The sequence below is a fragment of the Bradyrhizobium genosp. L genome (assembly GCF_015624485.1).
Taxonomy (GTDB): Bacteria; Pseudomonadota; Alphaproteobacteria; order Rhizobiales; family Xanthobacteraceae; genus Bradyrhizobium.
Genome location: NZ_CP061378.1, coordinates 302,585 through 321,318 on the forward strand (window position 1 = coordinate 302,585; position 18,734 = coordinate 321,318).

The window sequence follows — 18,734 nt, forward strand, 5'->3', positions numbered from 1 at the left end:
TTGCTCGACAAGCTGAATGGCCAAAGCAGTTTTCACAACGAAAGCACAGCCGGGTTACAGAGACCTTCCAGAGGTCCGTTATCACTTTCCGAAAACATATCTCAATCAAGTGAGCCGGACGGTTGGTGACCACATCGTCTACTACGAGCCGAGGCGATCGAGCATCGATCTGTCGAGTTTCGGAGGTAGACAATCCTATTTCGGCGTCGCGCGAGTAACAGCCGTTGTCGAAGATCGGGAACTTAAAGACCACCACTACGCGCTCATCGATGAGTATCTTGACTTCGATAGACCCGTGCCGTTCGCGGAGGGCACGCAATATTATGAAAGCGCTCTGAAGAAAGTCGATGGCTCAACTAACAAGGGAGCTTTCGGGCGGGCGGTGCGAATCGTTCCCGACACGGAGTTTGATCTTATTTTGAAGGCTGGCTTTGCCCCAATCCTCAGTGAGAGCGCGACGCTTCAGCAGGAAACTGACTCAGAAATCTCAGAGCCATCAGTGCCCTTCGAGAGGCCTACGGTAGAGATGACCATTTCCCGGCCATTCCGAGAGCGGTCGTTTATGTACAATGTTCGTGCAGCCTATGCGAACAGGTGCGCGATGACGGGTCTTCGTTTGATTAATGGCGGGGGGCGGCCCGAGGTTCAAGCGGCACACATTCAGCCGGTTGCGTCGAACGGACCAGATTCAGTCCGAAATGGAATTGCCCTATCCGGAACGGTTCATTGGATGTTTGACCGTGGATTAATTTCGATTGGGGATGACTACAGGATACTGGTCGCGGGAAATCACGTCCCCGAAGATGCCGCGCGACTTCTGAATTCGAGCGGCCGGGTTCATTTGCCGCGCGAAGAAGCCTTCTACCCAAATGCCCAATTCTTGAAATTTCACAGAGACAAAATCTTTAAGGGGTAAGGCCTGCCCCTATTTGCGCGCGAGCGTAGGCAACACTTCCATCGCCGCCCGTTCCCCCGAATCCCGCGCCCCATGCGCCGTCGAGAAAAAGTTCGGCGAGGTCGCTTCACCCGCAAAAAACAGCCGGCCGTCGACCGGCGCGGCGAGCACCGCGCGCTTGCCGGCGTGGCCGGGCAGGGCATGCGAGTACGAGCCGCGCGCGAACTTGTCGTGCGCCCAGCGCGATTCCTTCAACGGCTTCAGCTTGCGGCGGACATCGCTGCCGAGGAAGGAGACGATCTCGTCGATGCTGTGCGCGGCGATGGCGCCGTCGCCGGCGTCTTCGAGCGCCTGCGCGAAGCGGCCGCCGAAGAAGCCTTCGATGCAGGGCTGGCCGAACGGGCGGATGTGATAGGTGCCCATCTCGGTGCGCATGGTGGCGCCGCGCAGGTTGCCTTCCGCCGGAAAGGCGTCGGCGCCTTCGAGCGCCAGCGTCACCTTGTCGGCGAGGCCGAGCGGCAGGCCGCGCGCGGCGTCGAGCTTGTCCGGCAGCACGGGCGAGAAACGGATCGCTTCGTCGGCGAGCAGGTTGGTCGGCACGGTGACGATCACCTTGTCGGCCTCGATCGTGCCGCGCGACGTTTCGACGCGCACACGAGGGCCGGCGTGATCGATCAGCTTCACCTCGCAGTTCAGCACCACCGGCAGCTCGGCGCCATAGGCCGTGATCAACGCGCCATAGCCGCGGCGAACGCGCCAATTGATCTCGGTGTCCTCATAGGCGTCGATGTCGAGGATCGAGGCCTGGTCGAGCTCGCAGCCGTTCACATAGGTCGAGATCGCATCGATCATCGGGTTCCAGCGGTTGCCGGGCTCGAGATAGAGGTTGGCCGGGGCGTCCTTGTCGCTCTCCGCGGCTTCTTCGATGCGGTCGTAGAAAGCGTCGAGCGCGGTGACGAATTCGTCGCGGTCGGCTTGCGGGAACGCCTTGCCGTAGGCGCGCTCGCGCCAGGGCGGCAGATCCTTGTTGATCGCGAATTCGAGCTGCCTGGCGATATCGACGAAACTATTCTTGTCGGCCGAATGCAGCCAGCCGCAGCCGACGTCGAACGTGACGTCAGGTGCCGCTTGAATCGTATGCGCGCGGCCGCCGAGCCGGTCGCGGGCTTCCAGCACGATGGTGGAGAGGCCGGTCCGCTTCAGCGCATGCGCGGCGCCAAGGCCGGCGGCGCCGGCGCCGATGATGGCGACATCGACTGAGGAGGGAAGGGAACTCATGCCCCGGCTCTAGCACGTTTGGGTGAGAGCCTGAAGCTACCGCAAACATGACTGCCATCGCCCGCGCATGCGGGCGATCCACTATTCCAGAGGCAGGTGTAGTCGAATGGATAGGCCGCGGCGTACTGGGTGCCCCGCTTTCGCGGAGCACGACAGCGGGGGCTTAAGCCACCGCTTAAGCTACAGCTTCCTTGGCCTTTTCGGCGCGCTTGCGCTCGTTCGGGTCGAGATGCTTCTTGCGCAGCCGGATCGACTTCGGCGTCACTTCGACGAGCTCGTCGTCCTCGATATAGGCGAGCGCCTTTTCCAGCGTCATCCGGATCGGCGGGGTCAGACGCACCGCTTCGTCCTTCGAGGTGGTGCGGATGTTGGTGAGCTGCTTGCCCTTGAGCACGTTGATCTCGAGATCGTTGTCGCGGGTGTGCTCGCCGACGATCATGCCCTTGTAGACCTTCCAGCCCGGCTCGATCATCATCGGGCCGCGGTCTTCCAGCTTGAACATCGCGTAGGCCACCGCCTCGCCCTGGTCGTTGGAGATCAAGACGCCGTTGCGGCGGCCCTGGATCTCGCCCTTGTACGGCGCATAGCCGTGGAAGATGCGGTTCATGATCGCGGTGCCGCGGGTGTCGGTCAGCAGTTCGCCCTGATAGCCGATCAGGCCGCGGGTCGGGGCGTAGAACACCAGCCGCAGGCGGTTGCCGCCGGACGGGCGCATCTCGATCATCTCGGCCTTGCGCTCGCTCATCTTCTGCACGACGACGCCGGAATGCTCCTCGTCGACGTCGATCACGACCTCCTCGATCGGCTCCTGCCAGCCGCCGGACGTCTCGTCCTTTTGCAGCACGACACGCGGGCGAGACACCGAGACCTCGAAACCTTCGCGGCGCATGGTCTCGATCAGGATCGCGAGTTGCAATTCGCCGCGGCCGGAGACCTCCATCGAATCCTTGTCGGAGGCCTCGACGACGCGCAGCGCGACATTGCCCTCGGCCTCGCGCAGCAGGCGGTCGCGGATCATGCGCGAGGTGACCTTGTCGCCTTCGGTGCCGGCGAGCGGCGAGTTGTTGACGATGAACGACATCGACACGGTCGGCGGATCGATCGGCTGCGCCACCAGCGGTGCCTCGACGCTGGGATCGCAGAAGGTATCGGCGACGGTGCCCTTGGTGAGGCCCGCGATCGCGACGATGTCGCCGGCTTCGGCTTCCTCCAGCGGCGTGCGCTCGATGCCGCGGAAGGCCAGGATCTTTGTGATACGGCCCTGCTCGATGGTCTTGCCGTCGGCGCCGAGCACCTTCACGGCCTGGTTCGGCTTGATGGCGCCCGACGAGATGCGGCCGGTGATAATGCGGCCGAGATAGGGGTTGGCCTCGAGGATGGTGCCGATCATGCGGAACGGACCCTCTTCGACCTTCGGCGGCGCGACGTGGCGTACGATCAGGTCGAACAGCGGCTGCATGCCGGCGTCATGCGAGGCCTCCGGGCTGTCGCCCATCCAGCCCTGCTTGGCCGACCCGTACAGGATCGGGAAGTCGAGCTGCTCTTCGGAGGCATCGAGCGCCGCGAACAGGTCGAACACCTCGTTGATGACCTCGGTCGGGCGCGCGTCGGGGCGGTCGACCTTGTTGATCACGACGATCGGCTTCAACCCGACCTTGAGCGCTTTCGACACCACGAACTTGGTCTGCGGCAGCGGGCCTTCGGCGGCGTCCACCAGCACCAGGGCGCCATCGACCATGTTGAGGATGCGCTCGACCTCGCCGCCGAAATCGGCGTGGCCGGGGGTGTCGACGATGTTGATGCGGGTGTCCTTCCACTGCACCGAGGCCGCCTTGGCCAGGATGGTGATGCCGCGCTCACGCTCCAGATCGTTGGAGTCCATGGCACGCTCGGTCACCTTCTGGTTCTCGCGGTAGGTGCCGGATTGCTGCAGCAGGCGGTCGACCAGGGTGGTCTTGCCGTGGTCGACGTGGGCGATGATGGCGACGTTACGAAGGTTCATGGCTCTTCTTCTGGTCGTGCAACGGTTTTTGCGCGATCTCGCCGGACCATTCGGCCGGCCGCTCGCTGACATGGCCCAAGAGGGCCCGGATCACGCTCATACCTGCGAAATTTGACGGGGACGCTTCGCCCCAAAAAGGAAGCCCGGTCGTCAGGACCGGGCACCTCAGCGCGTTGCGGCGCAATATAGTCAGAAATCGCCAAAAAACAACGATTTATTGGTGGTCTGGTTGACCGTTTTCGGCCGGAAAAGTTGGTTCCCGTCGATTCTGGGCCGTCGACCAGGAAAGACTACCGGGTTGGCCCCTTGATCGCGGCGTAGATTAGCATCACGCCGGCGAAGCCGACGAGAAGGCCGAGCAGCACCAGGAACAGGATGGTCGGATCGGGGCGTGATTCGGACAGCGTGCCGACCCCGAACAGGATGGCGCAGAGGCCGGGCAGTAGCAGAATCAGCCCGAACAGCACCATGAACGCTGTCGCGCAGCCGTGCCGCTGCGGTGGGGAAGGCGGCGGGGCCGGCGGAGGCGACGAGCCGATGTCGCTCATGTGGCGGTGACCCTATTGCTTGGGCGGGGTCGCCGCGCGGATGAAAAGGAAGATCGCCGATCCGACCAGGACAAATCCAATCAGCCCGAGCGGGGCAGCGTTGCTGGCGAACGCGAGGAAGCAGATACCAGGGAACAGCAGCACCAGCCCGACAACCACCATGAATGCAGTCAGGCAACCGTCACGCCGTGGCGGAGGAGGCGGCGGGCGGTAGGATTCGTCCGGCATTTGCGGCTGAGCCGGCGGGACAGATGGCGGATTGGTCTCGCTCATCGCGGCACCCCCTCGCTTTGCCGCGCCTCGCGGTAGGTCTGCCCCGCGAGCGCAGCGCGGATGCCGTCGATCTTTCCATCACGGTAGAACAGATTGTAGGTGTCGAACGGGATGATGGCGCCGCTCTCGGTGACGAAGTGGATGCAGCTTCGCTTGACGTTGCCGACGCAGAAATTGAAGCGATCGAGGAATTGCACGATGGTGACGCGGAACACGTTCTCGTAGCCGAGCCCGTCCGGTACCTGGAAGCTCGGCAGGCAGCACAGCAACTCGCAGACCCGCTCGCTGGTGTTGAGCGGTCCCGACGACAGCGAGAACAGATCGACGAATTTTTCCCGCAGCACCGGATATTTCTCCGGGCTGATCGTGTTGGGCATCATCGCGAGCAATTGCTCCCGCTCGAACAGCGAAGTCAGCGGCAGCACCTTCTCGCCATTGCGCAGGCCGTAGCCGATCGAGATGCTCTCGGGATTGCAGGGCAGCGGGATCATGTCCTTGTCGCCGAATACCCCGGTCTCGACCACGCGCTGTCGGATCTCCGACAGCATGATGCGGTCGGTGTCCTTGTTGAAATGCTCGTTGCGGCCGGCGTCCTGCACCGGCTGCAGCGTCACGCCGCGCACGCAATTCCAGGTCAGCGCATGGCGCACGATGTCGCCGATCTCGGCATCGTTGACGCCGCGCTTGATGGTCGCGACCAGCGTGGTCGAGACGCCCTCGCGTTCGAGATTCTCCAGCGCCTGCTGGCGGATTTTTCGTAAATCCGCACCGCGCAGATTGACCAGCGCGTCGCGCTTGAGCGAATCGAATTGCAGGTAGACTTCCAGCCCGCGCTTGTTCTCTGCAAGTCTTGCCACGAACTCCGGCTCGCGCGCGATGCGCAGGCCGTTGGTGTTGATCATGACATGGCGGATCGGCCGCGCCCGGACGGCGTCGAGGATGGCGAAGAAATCCGGATGCAGCGTCGGCTCGCCGCCGGAGATCTGCACCAGGTCCGGCTCACCCTCGCTTGCGACCAGCGCGTCGAGCATCTTCTCGATCTTGGCCAGCGGCGTGAAGCTGGTGCGTGCCGGCGAGGAATCGGCAAAGCACACCGGGCAGGTCAGGTTGCAGTGCTCGGTGATCTCGATCAGCGCCAGGCAGGAGTGCTGCTCGTGGTCCGGGCAGAGCCCGCAATCATAGGGGCAGCCGAATTCGGTGTGGCGCTGAAACGCGAGCGGGCGGTCGCCGGGCTTGATGAAGTCCTTGCACAGCCGCCAATAGGCGGAATCGGTCGAGACCAGCGTCGACTGTACGCCATGCTGCTTGCAGCGCTTCTCGTACCAGACCTCGTTGCCTGATATCTGGATCTTGGTCGGCACCAGCGCGAGGCAGGTTTCGCACAACGATTGGGTCTGGCCCCAGAAGATGTAAGGGCGGGCCTTACGCAGCGGCGCGTTCATGCGTCAAACTCACATTTGGCGCCGTCGCCAGCATGACGGCGGCATAAATCATGACAAACAGCGACAGCACGTGGAACAGCGAGAGCGGGCCGATCAGCGGGCCGTAGGGTTTTACGAATTCCCACACGAAGCGCTGCAGGCCGTAATAGAACAGCACCAGGTAGAATCCATTGGTGATGACGGCGGCGTTGCGGTTCAACACGGCCCACACATAGAAGGCCGCGAACGCCGCCATAGCGAGGCTCTCATAGAGCTGCACCGGATGGCGCAAGATGCCGTCGCCGAAATCATGGCCCCATGGCAACGCGGTCGGTGTGCCATAGGTGAAATCCTCGATGCCGGCGAAGTAGCAGCCGAGCCGGCCGACCGCGACGCCGACAGCCAGTGGCAGTGCGAAACGCGCGCCGGTGCGCAGGCGGATGCCGTGCAGCCATTTGTAGAGCTCGATGGCGACGATGCCGCCGGCCAGTGCGCCCTCGACCGAGCGGGCGATGCCCCCCATGCCGGAGCACCACAGGTTCAGCGTGCCGAAGATGTAGGCACCGATCCCGGCGCCGAACACCAACGCGGCGATGTAAGGCAGCTCGAACGACTGCTTTGGGAATTGCAGGTGGCGCAGGCGCGACAGCCACCACATGGCGGCAGCCGCAGCGCACCATGCGGCGACATCGAAGATCGCGTGAAGTCCTGCCCCGCTCATGGCGCGAGTGTAGCGTGGATTGCGCGGTGCGCGATACTCCCTCCACCCCCTCTCCCCGTGCTTACGGGGAGAGGGTTGGGGTGAGGGGCTGTCTTCGCAAACTCAGCAAGCAGTGAGTTCGTGGAGACTCCCCCTCACCCGGATTGCATCTGCGATGCAATCCGACCTCTCCCCGCAGGCGGGGCGAGGTGAAGCACGGCTAGTTCGTCGGATTATCCTCGCTGGGATAGACGCCGCGCAGCACTTCCTCGAAATGGTCCTTGACCGCGTCGTTGCACAGGCAGGCGCGCTGCCGCAGGCCGTCCGGGTTGCGGATCACGATCGCGCCGCGGCGGGTGTCGAGCACGCCCTCGGCCTTGAAGTTCTGGATCACGCGGCTGGTGTAGCTGCGGCCGACGCCGAGCAGGGTCGAGAGCTGCTCATGGGTCAGCGGCACCATGCCGTCGCCATTGGTGCGCTCGATCGCCGAGATGATCCATTTGGCGGCGCGCTGCTCGATCGAATGGATGGCGTTGCAGGCGGTCGATTGGAAGATCTGCGCCAGCATGCAGTCGGCATAGCGCGCGAAGATGTTGCGCACCGAGATCGATTTGAGCTTGGCGGCATCGAGCCTGCTGATCGGCAGCCGCACGAACGGCCCGCCGAACTTGACGGTGATGCGGGTGTAGGCCGGCAGAAAGCCCTGGCTGACGATGCCGCCGACCGCGCCTTCGCGGCCGACCAGGATCGTCTCGACATCGCGCCCGTCCTCGTTGGGCACCATGTAGGAGGCGAGGCTTGGCCCGCACGGAAAGTGCACGGTCTGCACGTCGTCGCCGGGGTTGTAGAGCAGGTCGTTCGACCCGCCATCCACCAGCGCAAGGTGCGGTGCGATCAGCTCATAGTCGGCAGCGCTGAGCCGGCGCAAAAGATTGTTGAATGGCCGGTCACTGGTCCCGGCCAACTCGGTCCGTTTCGCAATCATTGGAAGTGTTTCCTGCAAGTCCCAACGCGGACCATACTGAAAAAGTTCCCGCATATATGTTCACTAGTGAACAGACGACGCAGCTTCCAATGTGATGGTTTCACATCGGGAACAGCCGGCGTGCTCGTGAGGGGCGCCGGTCGCGGGCCGACTGGCCGGATCCGATCCGGTCTCCCCTCCAAAATCAAAAAACGGACTCCGGCGAGCCATGGAACCCGCCTCTCATGCCGGCATGCCCGGCGACGTCCTCATTGTCGAGGACGATCCAATCATCGCGCTCGATTTCGAGGATACGATCCTCGGCTTCGGCGCAAAGACGGTCCGGGTCGCCGCCAGTGTGGTCCGCGCGCTCGACCTGATCGCCAGCCAGGTGCCGGATTTCGCGCTGCTCGACGTCGGCCTCATCAGGGGCGAGACGACCTTCGTGGTCGCCGAGCGGCTCGATGCGCTGAACGTGCCCTATGTGTTCGTCACCGGCTATGGAGCGGACGCCAGGCTTCCGCCGGCGCTCGCCGGCAAGCCCCGGCTGACCAAGCCATGCTCCAGCGAGACGCTGGAAGCGGCACTGAAGCGCCGGTTGGGCTGAACCTTCCGCATTCTCGGTTCGCCTCTCCCACAAGGGGGCTACGGGAGCCCCGAAAGTGATTCCCCGGAGTTTGTGAATGTGATTCAAGGCCTTTCGACCTGTTTGGACGAGAGGCCTGCGATGTCTTTTGGCGATGTTCGGGTTGCGGAGCGGGCTGATTGGCTGATCGAGCGGGTGGCGACGGCGGGGACGCTGGTGCTACGCAAATTGGGGGAGACGCGCGCGGGCGAGAAGGCCGTGCATCGGTTTCTGTCTTCGCCCCATGTTTCGGTCGATCGGATTGTGGAAACGTTGGCCGGGCGGACTGCGGTTCAATGCGCCGGTCGCCGCATTCTGGCTGTCCAGGACACGACCGAGATCAATTTTGGCGGTCGTGACAAGAAGCGGCGGGGCTTCGGACCTGCCGGCGATGGCCAAACCCCTGGCTTCTTCATCCATCCAGTGATTGCCGTCGATATCGAAAGCGAAGCCGTGGTCGGTCTTGTCGATGCGGCGATCTGGACGCGGTCTGCGGATCGCGTCACGTCGCGCCGCAATCGCGCGATCGAGGATAAGGAATCGGCGCGTTGGCTGTTGGGCTGTCAGGCCACGGCAAGCGTGCTGTCCGATGCCGCCGAGGTGACAATGGTGGCCGATCGCGAAAGCGACATTTACCTGCTGTTTGCCCGCAAACCGGAGCGGCTCGATCTGATCGTGCGCGCCGGTCAGGATCGATCTTTGCTCGGTGGGGGAACGCTCTTTGGGGCGCTTGCCAGTGCTGAAGTGCTGAGCAGAAGCGAGGTCCGCGTGGCGCCGCGCGGGCCTGGTGACAAAGGGCGCGTCGCGACCGTCGAACTCCGCGCGGGCTCGGTGCACATCGCCCGCTCACAAAGTCTGGGGCAATCCGAGGCGGCCGGCAGCGTCGAACTCACCTTGGTGGAAGCACGAGAGGTCGATGCGCCGTCAGGCAAGACGCCGTTGTTGTGGCGCCTACTCACGACCCGCACCGTCACTTGTGCGACCGAGGCTGAACACGTCGTCCGCCTCTATCGCTTGCGCTGGCGCATCGAACAAGTCTTCCGCGCCCTCAAGAGCGACGGCTTGGCCCTCGACGACAGCCAAGTCGTCGACGCCGAGCGGATGTTTAATCTGACCGCCATCGCGCTCGCTGGCGCGATTCGGACGATCCAGCTTGTCGATGCCAGAGACGGCAGCCTCCGCCCGGCAACCGATGTCATTGACGAAAGCTTCGCCGTCGCGCTCGAGCACCTGTCAAAAAAGCTCGAGGGCAAAACGCTACGGCAGAAAAACCCGCATCCTATCGGCTCGCTTGCCTTCGTCTCATGGATCGCGGCCCGTCTCGGCGGATGGAATTGCTACTACAAGCCTCCAGGACCAAAGACCATGCGCGACGGCTGGAACCGCCTTGCCGCAACACTCGACGGCTATGCCCTTGCTACACAGTCACAAAATCCGGGAATCCCCTAGCACAAGGGGGAGAGGTAAGAAGTCGTTACGGCGCATTCGACCGACTGACTACACCGGCTTCGGATCGAGCGTGATCGCCCACAGCTCGGCATCGACGCGGTCGCGCAGCGCGACCCGCATCTGGCCGCTCTTGCCGTCGATCTTGACGTGGCCGAAGAACTGCATGCCGGCGGACGGCGGCAGGTTCTGGTTCGCCTCGCCCGGCGCCTTCACGAACTTCACCTCGGGGCCGAACGTGTTGTCGAGCTCGTTCGGGCCGAACGTGCCGGCGTGCAGCGGGCCGGAGACGAATTCCCAGAACGGGTCGAACTCCTGGAACTGGGCCTTGTTCGGGTCGTAGTAATGCGCGGCGGCATAATGCACGTCGGCGGTCAGCCACACCGTGTTGACGATACCCGCGGTCTTGATGAAGCGCAGGATGTCGGCGATCTCGAGCTCGCGGCCGCGCGCCGGGCCGTCGCCTTGGGCAAAGGCTTCCGAGCCCTTCTTGTTGGTCGCATCATCGTACACGATCAGCGACAACGGCATGTCGGAGGCGATCACCTTCCAGGTGGCGCGCGAATTGAGCAGCGCGCGCTTCAGCCAGGCGAGCTGGTCGGGGCCGATGAAATAGGCGTCCGGACCGTAGGCTTCCTGGAGGTTCGGACCGTTCGGGCCGCGATAGCTGCGCTCGTCGAGCATGAACACGTCGAGCAGCGGACCGTAGCTCAGCGTGCGATAGACGCGGCCCGGCTCGACGATGCTCTCGCGCATCGGATACATCTCGTGGAAGGCGCGCGCGGCGCGGGCGGCCAGCACCGTGATGTCGCGCTCCTTGTAGGTCGCCGGCAGTTGCTTCGACAGCGACCAGTTGTTGGTCACCTCGTGATCGTCCCACTGCACGAAGATCGGCACCTCGGCATTGAAGGCGCGCACATTGCTGTCGAGGAAATTGTACTTGTGGGCGGCGCGGTACTCGTCGAGCGTCTCGGCGACCTTGGCCTTCTCCGGGATCGTGATGTTCTTCCAGACCTTGCCGTCGGGCAGCTTCACTTCGGCCGGGATCACGCCGTCGGCGTAGATGGTGTCGCCGGAGTGCAGCAGGAAATCCGGATTGTGCTTCTTCATCGCGGCGAAGGTCACCATGCCGCCGTCGTCGGGATTGATGCCCCAGCCCTGGCCGGCGACGTCGCCGCCCCACACGAACGAAACGTCGCGGCGGTCGCTCGGCGCGGTGCGGAAGCGGCCGACCACGGGCTCGCCTGTGACGTCGATATGGGCGAGGTCGCGGAAGCGGACGCGATAGAAGATGTCCTGGCCCGACGGCAGGTTCTCCAGCAGCATCTTGGCGGTGAAGTCGCTTTCCGGCAGCGCCGCGATCGGCGGCAGCGCGCGGGCATCCTTGAAGGATTCGGTGGTCGCGACCTCGACCATCATCTGCGACGGACGATCCGCACGCGCCCACACCACGCCGCCGTCGACCCCGACATCGCCGGACTGCACGCCATGGGTGATCGCGGGACGGTCGGCCGCGCGCGAGAGATAAGGCATCGCGATCAGGCCGGCGCCGGTCGCAGCCGCAGTGGAGAGAAAGCGTCGGCGGGAGAACCGGATCGTCATGGGAAGCCTCCTCAGGAGCGCGAACGCGCCAATGCGCCCGCAAGCGGGCAAAGACCTAGAAAGATTCTATGACGGCGAGATTACAGGGACGAGGCTGTCGTGTGCGTAAGGTGAGCACGCTCGTCAGGCTCCCTCCCCCCCTTGCGGGGAGGGTTGGGGAGAGGGGTAAGCCCCGGGCGAGAGCGTTTTGATCAGGGCACCGTCTTCGCAATTCACCCACGCATCGTCGAAGCGCACATCGAGAGAGTACGCCGTGTGGCACCCCTCTCCCTAACCCTCTCCCGCAAGGGGAGAGGGAACCCTGCCGCAAGTGCGTCCCTCACAGGAGAGACATGAACTCTGTGCAGTCGAAGCCTACACCGAACCCGCCGCCCTGAACTGCGTCGCGGCGCGCTGCAGATTCTGCGGCATGCTCACCAGCAGCGCCTTGCGGTCGGCGACGGCGTTGTGGAATTGCTCGAGCGCGATGTTGAAGGCGGTCAGTGTGCCTTCTTCGATGGCGCCGTGCTCGTAGCACGACAGCGTGTGGCGCAGGATGTCGTCGGCCTCGGCCTGCATCTGGTCGAGCTCCTCGGTCGAATCGCTTTGCCGCGCGGTCTTCAGCATTTCGAGCAGGCGGTCGCGCTGCGAGGTGTTGGTGTTGCGCTCGTCCTGCTTGAGATAGCCGGCGAACCAGGCGCCGGCCGAGCCCATCGCCGAGAGCGCCATCAGGCCCCACCAGATGTAATCGCTGTAGCGGTCGAGGAAGGTCTTCTCCTCGCCGTCGACAAAGGCGGCAGCACCGGGATGCACCGGGATGGTGGCGTCCTTGTCGGTGTCGGGCGTCTCGATCTTGGCGGCGAGCGGGAAATCGTTCTTCAGCTGCTGCCGCACCGCGAACAATTGCCGCGTGAAGGCAGCGACCGTCGAATCCGAAAGGCCTCTGCGGGCGACGATGTGATGCGAGAAGCTGATGGTCTTGATCTCTTCCTCGGGCCGGTCGGCGGAGCCGAGCGAGCCGGCGGGGATGTCGGCGGCCTCATAGGCCGGATGATTCTGCGCGATTGCCTCCGCGGCGTCGATCGGCAGGAAGGTCGGCTCGCCGCCGTCGCGGCTCGAGGCGGCGATCGCGTCGATCGTGATCTTGCTGTTGGCCGGGCCCGCCGCGAGATAGGCGTCGACCTTCTGGTTGCGGATCGCTTCGGCGGCCTCATTGGCCGGGAACTGAATGATCTCGACCTTCATCGGGTCGACGCCGTATTGCGTCAGGATCAGCTTCAGCAGATTGACGTTGGCCTGGGTGCGGCCGATCACGCCGATCTTGCGGCCGGCAAGCTGCGAGATCTTGGTGATCTTCGCGGCCTTGCGGCCCTTGCCCTTCACGGGAGGGGCCCACATCACCACGACATTCTTGCGCAGCGTGGCGACCGCCTGTGCGTTCTTCGGCACGTCGAGGTCGCCGCGGACGATCGCGAGATCGGCCTTGCCGTCGGCGAGGGTCTGCGCGCTGGTGATGGCACCGTCGGTCGGAACCGGGCGCAGCTTCACCTGGCTGTGCTGCTGATGGTTGTTGAAGGCCTGCGCGAGCGCCTGCACCACCTTGAGATCGTCGCTGTTGGCGGGGCCGACCGCGATGCGCAAGGTCACCGGACGTACCGCGAAATAATACGCTGCGGTGCCGATGCCGATGATCGCGAGCAGGCCGGCGACCACGACGAAGATCAGCCGCTGCCTCGCTGAGCGCAGCGGCTTGGGAGATAGGCTGGCGGGGCCGTCGGTCATCGATCTCGCGAACGATCGTCGGGGTTCAGTCTCGGAAAAACTGCCAACGTGCTTACATCCCCTATGTGTAGCAAATTCCTGAACCGACAGATGTTACATCTCCGTCATGGTTACCAGCGGCGATAGGACGCGATTTCGGCCTTAATTTCGGCATGGATCCGATGCCGCCGGCTGATCGTTAGGCTAAGGTCGGGTTAAACGGGAGGGTACCATGGTCGAACGGCTGTCGGCGGAAGCAAGGAAGGCCGCGCTCTGGGAGCTGGCGGGCTGGTCGGACGTCGGGGGACGCGAGGCGATCGCAAAGACCTTCGTGTTCAAGGACTTCAACGAAGCCTTCGGCTTCATGGCCCGTGCTGCCCTGGTCGCCGAGAAGAACGACCATCATCCGGAATGGAAGAACGTCTACAAAACGGTCGAGGTCGTGCTGGCCACTCACGACGTCGGCGGGGTGACCAAGCGCGACATCGATCTCGCCAAGGCCATGAACGCGATCGCACGGCAGCTCGGGGTGAGCTGAGCAGGCTTGCGCCGGTTGGCCGACATCCCCAGATTCGCATCGATCGCCGCGGTGCGGCGTCGAGGAATTTCGCGATGGCAACGACCGAACACAGCGTGGGATTTGAGCCTGCCGACCGGCTGGCGCAGGACCGCGAAAGCGTGCGCCGCCGCTTCTGGATCAAGTTCAAGAAGGTCGCGGCCCGGCTGCCGTTCGCCGAGGATTTGCTGGCCGCGTTCTACTGCGCCTTCGACCGGCAGACGCCGCGCCACGTCCAGGCGGCGCTGCTGGGCGCCATCGCCTATTTCATCCTGCCGTTCGATTTCGTGCCGGACATGCTGCCGGTGCTCGGCTTCACCGATGACGCCGCGGTGCTCGCCACTGCGATCCGCATGGTGGCCAGCCACATCACCCCGGAGCATCGTGACGCGGCGCGTGCGGCGTTGAAGCGGGGCACGGCCGAGTCTCCTGACCCGTCATCCTGAGGTGCGAGCTCTTGCGAGCCTCGAAGGATGAATCGGCCACCAGCCGGGCCGTGCATCCTTCGAGGCTCGCCGAAGAGGCGAGCACCTCAGGATGACGGCGATGGTAAGGTGAGCGCGTTACGGCGGCTCAGCTGCCCGGATGCAGGATCACCTTGCCCATGGCCTTGCGGCCGGCGAGCACTTTCAGTGCCTCTGCCGTCTGCGACAGCGGGAAGGTGCGGTCGACATGCGAGGAGATCTTGCCTTCCGCGGTCCACTGCACGAGCTTCTCGAGGTTCTTGCGGTTCTTCTCGGGGTTCTGCCGCGCCCAGGCGCCCCAGAACACGCCGCGGATATCGCAGCCCTTCAAGAGCGCGAGGTTGAGCGGGATTTTTGGAATCTCGCCGGCGGCAAAGCCGATCACCAGGAAGCGGCCCTCCCACGCGGTCGAGCGCAGCGCGGCCTCGGCATAGGCGCCGCCGACCGGATCGAACACGATGTCGGCGCCCTTGCCGCCGGTCAGCTTGCGCAGGCCTTCCTTCAGGTCTTCGGTGGCGTAGTTCAAGGTCAGCTCGGCGCCATGTTGCTTGGCGAAGGCGAGCTTCTCGTCCGACGAGGCGCAGGCGATCACCTTCAGCCCCATCAGCTTGCCGAGCTCGCACGCCGCAAGACCGGTGCCGCCGGCCGCACCGAGCACCGCCAGCGTCTCGCCCTTCTTCGGGCTGGCGCGATCCTCCAGCGCATGCAGCGCGGTGCCGTAGATGATGATGATGCCGGCGGCGCGGTCGTAATCGAGATTGTCGGGGATCTTCACGATGGTGTTCGCCGGCAGCGCGATCTTGTCGCGCGCGCCGTTGTGGCCGCATGAGGCGACGACGCGGTCGCCGACCTTGAGATCGGGGACGCCTTCGCCGACGCTCTCGATCACGCCGGCAACTTCGGCGGCCGGCGAGAACGGGAACGGCGGCTTGATCTGGTACTTGCCCTGAATCATCAGGATGTCGAAGAAGTTCAGCGCCGCGGCCTTGATCGCGATCACGGCCTCGCCCGGGGCGGCCACCGGATCGGGAATGTCAGCCAGCACCAGATCGTCGGGTTGACAGTATTGCGAGCAGAGGATGGCTTTCATGGACACACCTGAGTTTCGGACGCAAAAAGGCTGCAGAATCTTGAACCTCAATCTTCATGCCGGATTTGGCGCGGAGCGACAATACAAAGCGGAGGGATCAAACTATGTTTGAAAAGGGCCTGCTGGCACACAAGCGCATCCTGATCACCGGCGGCGGCTCCGGCCTCGGTGCCGCGATGGGCCGCCGCTTTGCCGAGCTCGGCGCCGAATTGATCATCTGTGGCCGGCGGCAGCAACTGCTCGATGAGACCGCCGCGAAATTCCGCAGCGAACTCGGCGCCAAAGTGGCGACGGCGCGCTGCGATATCCGCGATGGCGCCGCGGTCGAGGCGATGATGGACCGGGTCTGGCAGGACGCGCCGATCGACGTGCTCGTCAACAATGCTGCCGCAACCTTCATCGCGCAGACCGAGCATCTGTCGTTCCGCGCGGCGGACGCCATCCTCGGTCCGACCTTGCACGGCACGCTGTATTGCACGCTTGCGGCCGGCCGCCGCTGGATCGAGGGCAAGCACAACGGCGTGGTGCTTTCGATCCTCTCGACCTCGACCATCACCGGCCGCGCCTTCACCGTGCCGTCGTCGATGGCCAAGACCGCAGTGCTGGCGATGACCAAGAGCCTTGCGGTGGAATGGGGAGCGAAGGGCGTCCGCACCGTCGCGATCGCACCGGGTGCGTTCCCGACGCCTGGCGCGAGCGGGCAGTTGCGTCCCGAAGGCCGCGGCGGGGATTGGGCGCAGCGTGTTCCGCTCGGCCGCGCCGGCGAGCATTCGGAACTTGCCAACCTCGCAAGCTTCCTGATCTCCGATCAGGCCGGCTACATCAATGGCGAGATGGTGGTGGTGGACGGCGGTGCGCATCTGCGCAGTTCCGGCGCCGAGGACCTGCTGCAATGGAACGACGCACAGTGGGAGAAGCAACGCGCAGCGCGTGCCAAGGCTTAGCACCAAAGCGGCAGGTGGTTGACGTTCGCGTCGCGGCCTAACTGCCTTTCCAAACTGGCGATTCCCGGCTATCCATCCGCGCCCGCGCATGGGGATCGCCGGGCCATCTTCCAGTCACAATGATGGGGGAACCAGTTGGCCGTGCGGGGAATGCTGACATCATCGGTGGCGTGTGGCCTGGCGTGCGGGATGCTGTTCCTTGCGTCGGTGCAGGCTGCGCCGAGGAAGGACGCGGCCAAATCCGCGCCTTCGGCCGCGGCCGCCGCTGCCGGCGGCGCCGAGCCGACGCTGATCGGCCAGTTCGGCACCTGGGGCGCCTATACCGCGTCGCCGAGCGGCAAGAAGGTCTGCTTCGCGTTGGCCAAGCCATCGTCGTCGAAGACCAGCCCGCCCAACCGGCCGCGCGATCCGGCCTATGCCTTCATCTCGACCCGCCCCGCGGAGAAGGTCGTCAACGAAGTCTCGATCATGATCGGCTACGCCGTGAAGCCGGGCTCGGAATCCACCCTCCAGGTCGGCGGCGGCACCTACGCCATGTACACCCAGGGCGACGGCCTCTGGATCAAGAACGCGGCCGAGGAGGAGCGGATGGTGGAAGCCATGCGCAAATCCGCCGACGCGACGGTGAAGGCGGTCTCGGCCAAGGGCACTGAGACGACAGATACGTTTTCGCTGAAGGGCCTGGCCCAGGCGCTCGACCGGCTCGGCCAGGACTGCCGGCGTTAGGCGCGTCAGGCCCCGAATCGGCGTTGTTTATGGGCCGCAGAAGGCCTATTTGAAGACCGCGGCGTAGGGTCGGCAAAGGGCGCGAAGCGCCGTACCCACCATTTCGTCCACTGCTCTTGAAGGTGGGCACGCTTCGCTTTGCCCACCCTACGGCTCGAAAGCCCATCTGATGTCGATGACCAACTCCACGGCCAGCGCGCTGGTCGAGAAGGTTCCGCTGGAAACCTATGTGCCGCCGGCGAAGCCCTCGCTGATCGGGCTGTCGCGCGCCGAGATCGCCGACCGGCTCGGCGAGATCGGCGTTGCGCCGGCGCAGCGCAAGATGCGCACCCAGCAGCTCTGGCACTGGATGTATTTCCGCGGCGCTGAGAATTTTGCCGAGATGACCAGCGTCTCGAAGGGCATGCGCGCCGAGCTCGAGCAGCATTTCACCGTCGACCGCCCCGAGGTGGTCGCCGAGCAGATCTCCAACGACGGCACCCGCAAGTGGCTGCTGCGGCTGCCGAGCGGCAACGACCTCGAGCGGCCGCACGAAGTCGAGTGCGTCTACATCCCCGAGACCGACCGCGGCACGCTGTGCGTCTCCTCGCAGGTCGGCTGTACGCTGAACTGTTCGTTCTGCCACACCGGCACGCAGCGGCTGGTGCGCAACCTCACCGCCGGCGAGATCGTCGGCCAGGTGATGGTGGCGCGCGATCGCCTCAATGACTGGGCCGACCGCGAGGACGGCACCCGCCGCGTCACCAACATCGTGATGATGGGGATGGGCGAGCCGCTCTACAATTTCGACGCGGTGCGCGACGCGCTGTTGATCGTTGGCGACAATGAAGGCATCGGCATTTCCCGCCGGCGCATCACCTTGTCGACCTCGGGCGTGGTGCCGAACATCAAGCGCACCGGCGAGGAGATCGGCGTGATGCTCGCGATCTCCTTGCACGCGGTGCGCGACGAACTGCGCAACGAGCTGGTGCCGCTGAACCGCAAATATCCGATTGCAGAGTTGCTGCAGGCCTGCCGCGACTATCCCGGTGCGTCGAACGCGCGGCGGATCACCTTCGAATACGTGATGCTCAAGGGCGTCAACGATTCGCTCGACGACGCGAAACTTCTGGTGAAGCTGCTCAAAGGCATTCCGGCCAAGATCAATCTGATTCCGTTCAATCCGTGGCCGGGCACTCCGTACGAATGCTCGGACTGGGAGCAGATCGAGAAGTTCTCCGAATACATCTTCAACGCCGGCTATTCCTCGCCGGTGCGCACCCCGCGCGGCCGCGACATCCTCGCCGCCTGCGGCCAGCTCAAGTCGGAGACCGAAAAACTCTCGGCCCGCGAGCGCCAGGCGCTGCGCGCGATGGCGATGACGGATTGAGTGTGGGCGTAGTACCTCAACTCGTCATGGCCGGGCTTGTCCCGGCCATCTACGTCTTGGCTCCGTTTCGCGAGGAAGGCGTGGATGCCCG

Annotated in this window: 18 protein-coding genes; 8 read left to right on the forward strand and 10 right to left on the reverse strand. The window is 64.3% G+C overall.

From position 1 onward, the window contains the following. Positions 1 to 16 precede the first annotated feature (16 nt). The gene (locus IC762_RS01450) at positions 17 to 916 is read left to right on the forward strand and encodes an HNH endonuclease (protein ID WP_195786893.1); all 900 of its coding nucleotides are present in this window, start codon (positions 17 to 19) and stop codon (positions 914 to 916) included. Between the two features lie 9 nt (positions 917 to 925). Here IC762_RS01450 and IC762_RS01455 read toward each other — a convergent pair whose 3' ends face one another. The 7 genes from IC762_RS01455 to IC762_RS01485 all read right to left on the reverse strand — a co-directional run bounded on the left by IC762_RS01455 (position 926) and on the right by IC762_RS01485 (position 8,102). After that, positions 926 to 2,173 (reverse strand): flavin monoamine oxidase family protein, encoded by a 1,248-nt coding sequence (locus IC762_RS01455; RefSeq protein ID WP_195786894.1) that lies wholly within the window; start codon positions 2,171 to 2,173, stop codon positions 926 to 928. 175 nt (positions 2,174 to 2,348) lie between these two features. Continuing rightward, positions 2,349 to 4,175, reverse strand: a complete 1,827-nt coding sequence (gene typA, locus IC762_RS01460) for a translational GTPase TypA (protein ID WP_195786895.1) — start codon at positions 4,173 to 4,175, stop codon at positions 2,349 to 2,351. 290 nt (positions 4,176 to 4,465) lie between these two features. Further along, on the reverse strand, positions 4,466 to 4,723 hold the full coding sequence (locus tag IC762_RS01465; protein WP_195786896.1) for a hypothetical protein: 258 nt from the start codon (positions 4,721 to 4,723) through the stop codon (positions 4,466 to 4,468). A 12-nt stretch (positions 4,724 to 4,735) separates the two neighbouring features. Beyond that, positions 4,736 to 4,996: a hypothetical protein gene (locus tag IC762_RS01470; protein WP_246801393.1), complete on the reverse strand. Its 261-nt coding sequence runs from the start codon at positions 4,994 to 4,996 to the stop codon at positions 4,736 to 4,738. Beyond that, positions 4,993 to 6,438: a radical SAM protein gene (locus tag IC762_RS01475; RefSeq protein ID WP_195786897.1), complete on the reverse strand. Its 1,446-nt coding sequence runs from the start codon at positions 6,436 to 6,438 to the stop codon at positions 4,993 to 4,995. The genes IC762_RS01470 and IC762_RS01475 overlap by 4 nt, the downstream gene beginning before the upstream one ends. Further along, positions 6,419 to 7,138 carry a prolipoprotein diacylglyceryl transferase gene (locus IC762_RS01480; protein ID WP_195786898.1) on the reverse strand — a complete coding sequence of 240 codons (720 nt, stop codon included), beginning with the start codon at positions 7,136 to 7,138 and terminating at the stop codon, positions 6,419 to 6,421. The genes IC762_RS01475 and IC762_RS01480 overlap by 20 nt, the downstream gene beginning before the upstream one ends. A 199-nt stretch (positions 7,139 to 7,337) precedes the next feature. Further along, on the reverse strand, positions 7,338 to 8,102 hold the full coding sequence (locus IC762_RS01485; RefSeq protein ID WP_195786899.1) for a Crp/Fnr family transcriptional regulator: 765 nt from the start codon (positions 8,100 to 8,102) through the stop codon (positions 7,338 to 7,340). Between the two features lie 208 nt (positions 8,103 to 8,310). Between IC762_RS01485 and IC762_RS01490 the strand changes: the two genes are divergently transcribed. Together IC762_RS01490 and IC762_RS01495 are read left to right on the forward strand one after the other, a co-directional pair. Continuing rightward, positions 8,311 to 8,688 (forward strand): response regulator, encoded by a 378-nt coding sequence (locus tag IC762_RS01490; RefSeq protein ID WP_195786900.1) that lies wholly within the window; start codon positions 8,311 to 8,313, stop codon positions 8,686 to 8,688. 174 nt (positions 8,689 to 8,862) lie between these two features. After that, positions 8,863 to 10,155: an IS4 family transposase gene (locus IC762_RS01495; RefSeq protein ID WP_210338395.1), complete on the forward strand. Its 1,293-nt coding sequence runs from the start codon at positions 8,863 to 8,865 to the stop codon at positions 10,153 to 10,155. A gap of 48 nt (positions 10,156 to 10,203) precedes the next feature. Here IC762_RS01495 and IC762_RS01500 read toward each other — a convergent pair whose 3' ends face one another. Together IC762_RS01500 and IC762_RS01505 are read right to left on the reverse strand one after the other, a co-directional pair. Beyond that, the gene (locus IC762_RS01500; protein WP_195786901.1) at positions 10,204 to 11,754 is read right to left on the reverse strand and encodes an alkaline phosphatase D family protein; all 1,551 of its coding nucleotides are present in this window, start codon (positions 11,752 to 11,754) and stop codon (positions 10,204 to 10,206) included. Between the two features lie 354 nt (positions 11,755 to 12,108). Continuing rightward, positions 12,109 to 13,515: a TAXI family TRAP transporter solute-binding subunit gene (locus IC762_RS01505; RefSeq protein WP_195786902.1), complete on the reverse strand. Its 1,407-nt coding sequence runs from the start codon at positions 13,513 to 13,515 to the stop codon at positions 12,109 to 12,111. Positions 13,516 to 13,726: 211 nt separating this feature from the next. On the opposite strand from IC762_RS01505, the gene IC762_RS01510 reads away from it, so the two are divergent. Beyond that, positions 13,727 to 14,032, forward strand: a complete 306-nt coding sequence (locus IC762_RS01510; RefSeq protein ID WP_195786903.1) for a 4a-hydroxytetrahydrobiopterin dehydratase — start codon at positions 13,727 to 13,729, stop codon at positions 14,030 to 14,032. A gap of 74 nt (positions 14,033 to 14,106) precedes the next feature. Beyond that, positions 14,107 to 14,496: a YkvA family protein gene (locus IC762_RS01515; protein WP_195786904.1), complete on the forward strand. Its 390-nt coding sequence runs from the start codon at positions 14,107 to 14,109 to the stop codon at positions 14,494 to 14,496. 127 nt (positions 14,497 to 14,623) lie between these two features. On the opposite strand, the gene IC762_RS01520 is transcribed toward IC762_RS01515, so the two are convergent. Then, positions 14,624 to 15,604, reverse strand: a complete 981-nt coding sequence (locus IC762_RS01520; protein ID WP_195786905.1) for an NADPH:quinone oxidoreductase family protein — start codon at positions 15,602 to 15,604, stop codon at positions 14,624 to 14,626. Positions 15,605 to 15,708: 104 nt separating this feature from the next. Between IC762_RS01520 and IC762_RS01525 the strand changes: the two genes are divergently transcribed. The 3 genes from IC762_RS01525 to rlmN all read left to right on the forward strand — a co-directional run bounded on the left by IC762_RS01525 (position 15,709) and on the right by rlmN (position 18,643). Beyond that, positions 15,709 to 16,548: an SDR family oxidoreductase gene (locus IC762_RS01525; protein WP_195786906.1), complete on the forward strand. Its 840-nt coding sequence runs from the start codon at positions 15,709 to 15,711 to the stop codon at positions 16,546 to 16,548. Between the two features lie 189 nt (positions 16,549 to 16,737). Further along, positions 16,738 to 17,274 carry an invasion associated locus B family protein gene (locus tag IC762_RS01530; RefSeq protein ID WP_246801394.1) on the forward strand — a complete coding sequence of 179 codons (537 nt, stop codon included), beginning with the start codon at positions 16,738 to 16,740 and terminating at the stop codon, positions 17,272 to 17,274. A 175-nt stretch (positions 17,275 to 17,449) separates the two neighbouring features. Next, on the forward strand, positions 17,450 to 18,643 hold the full coding sequence (gene rlmN / locus IC762_RS01535; protein ID WP_195789955.1) for a 23S rRNA (adenine(2503)-C(2))-methyltransferase RlmN: 1,194 nt from the start codon (positions 17,450 to 17,452) through the stop codon (positions 18,641 to 18,643). The last annotated feature ends 91 nt before the right edge of the window (positions 18,644 to 18,734 follow it).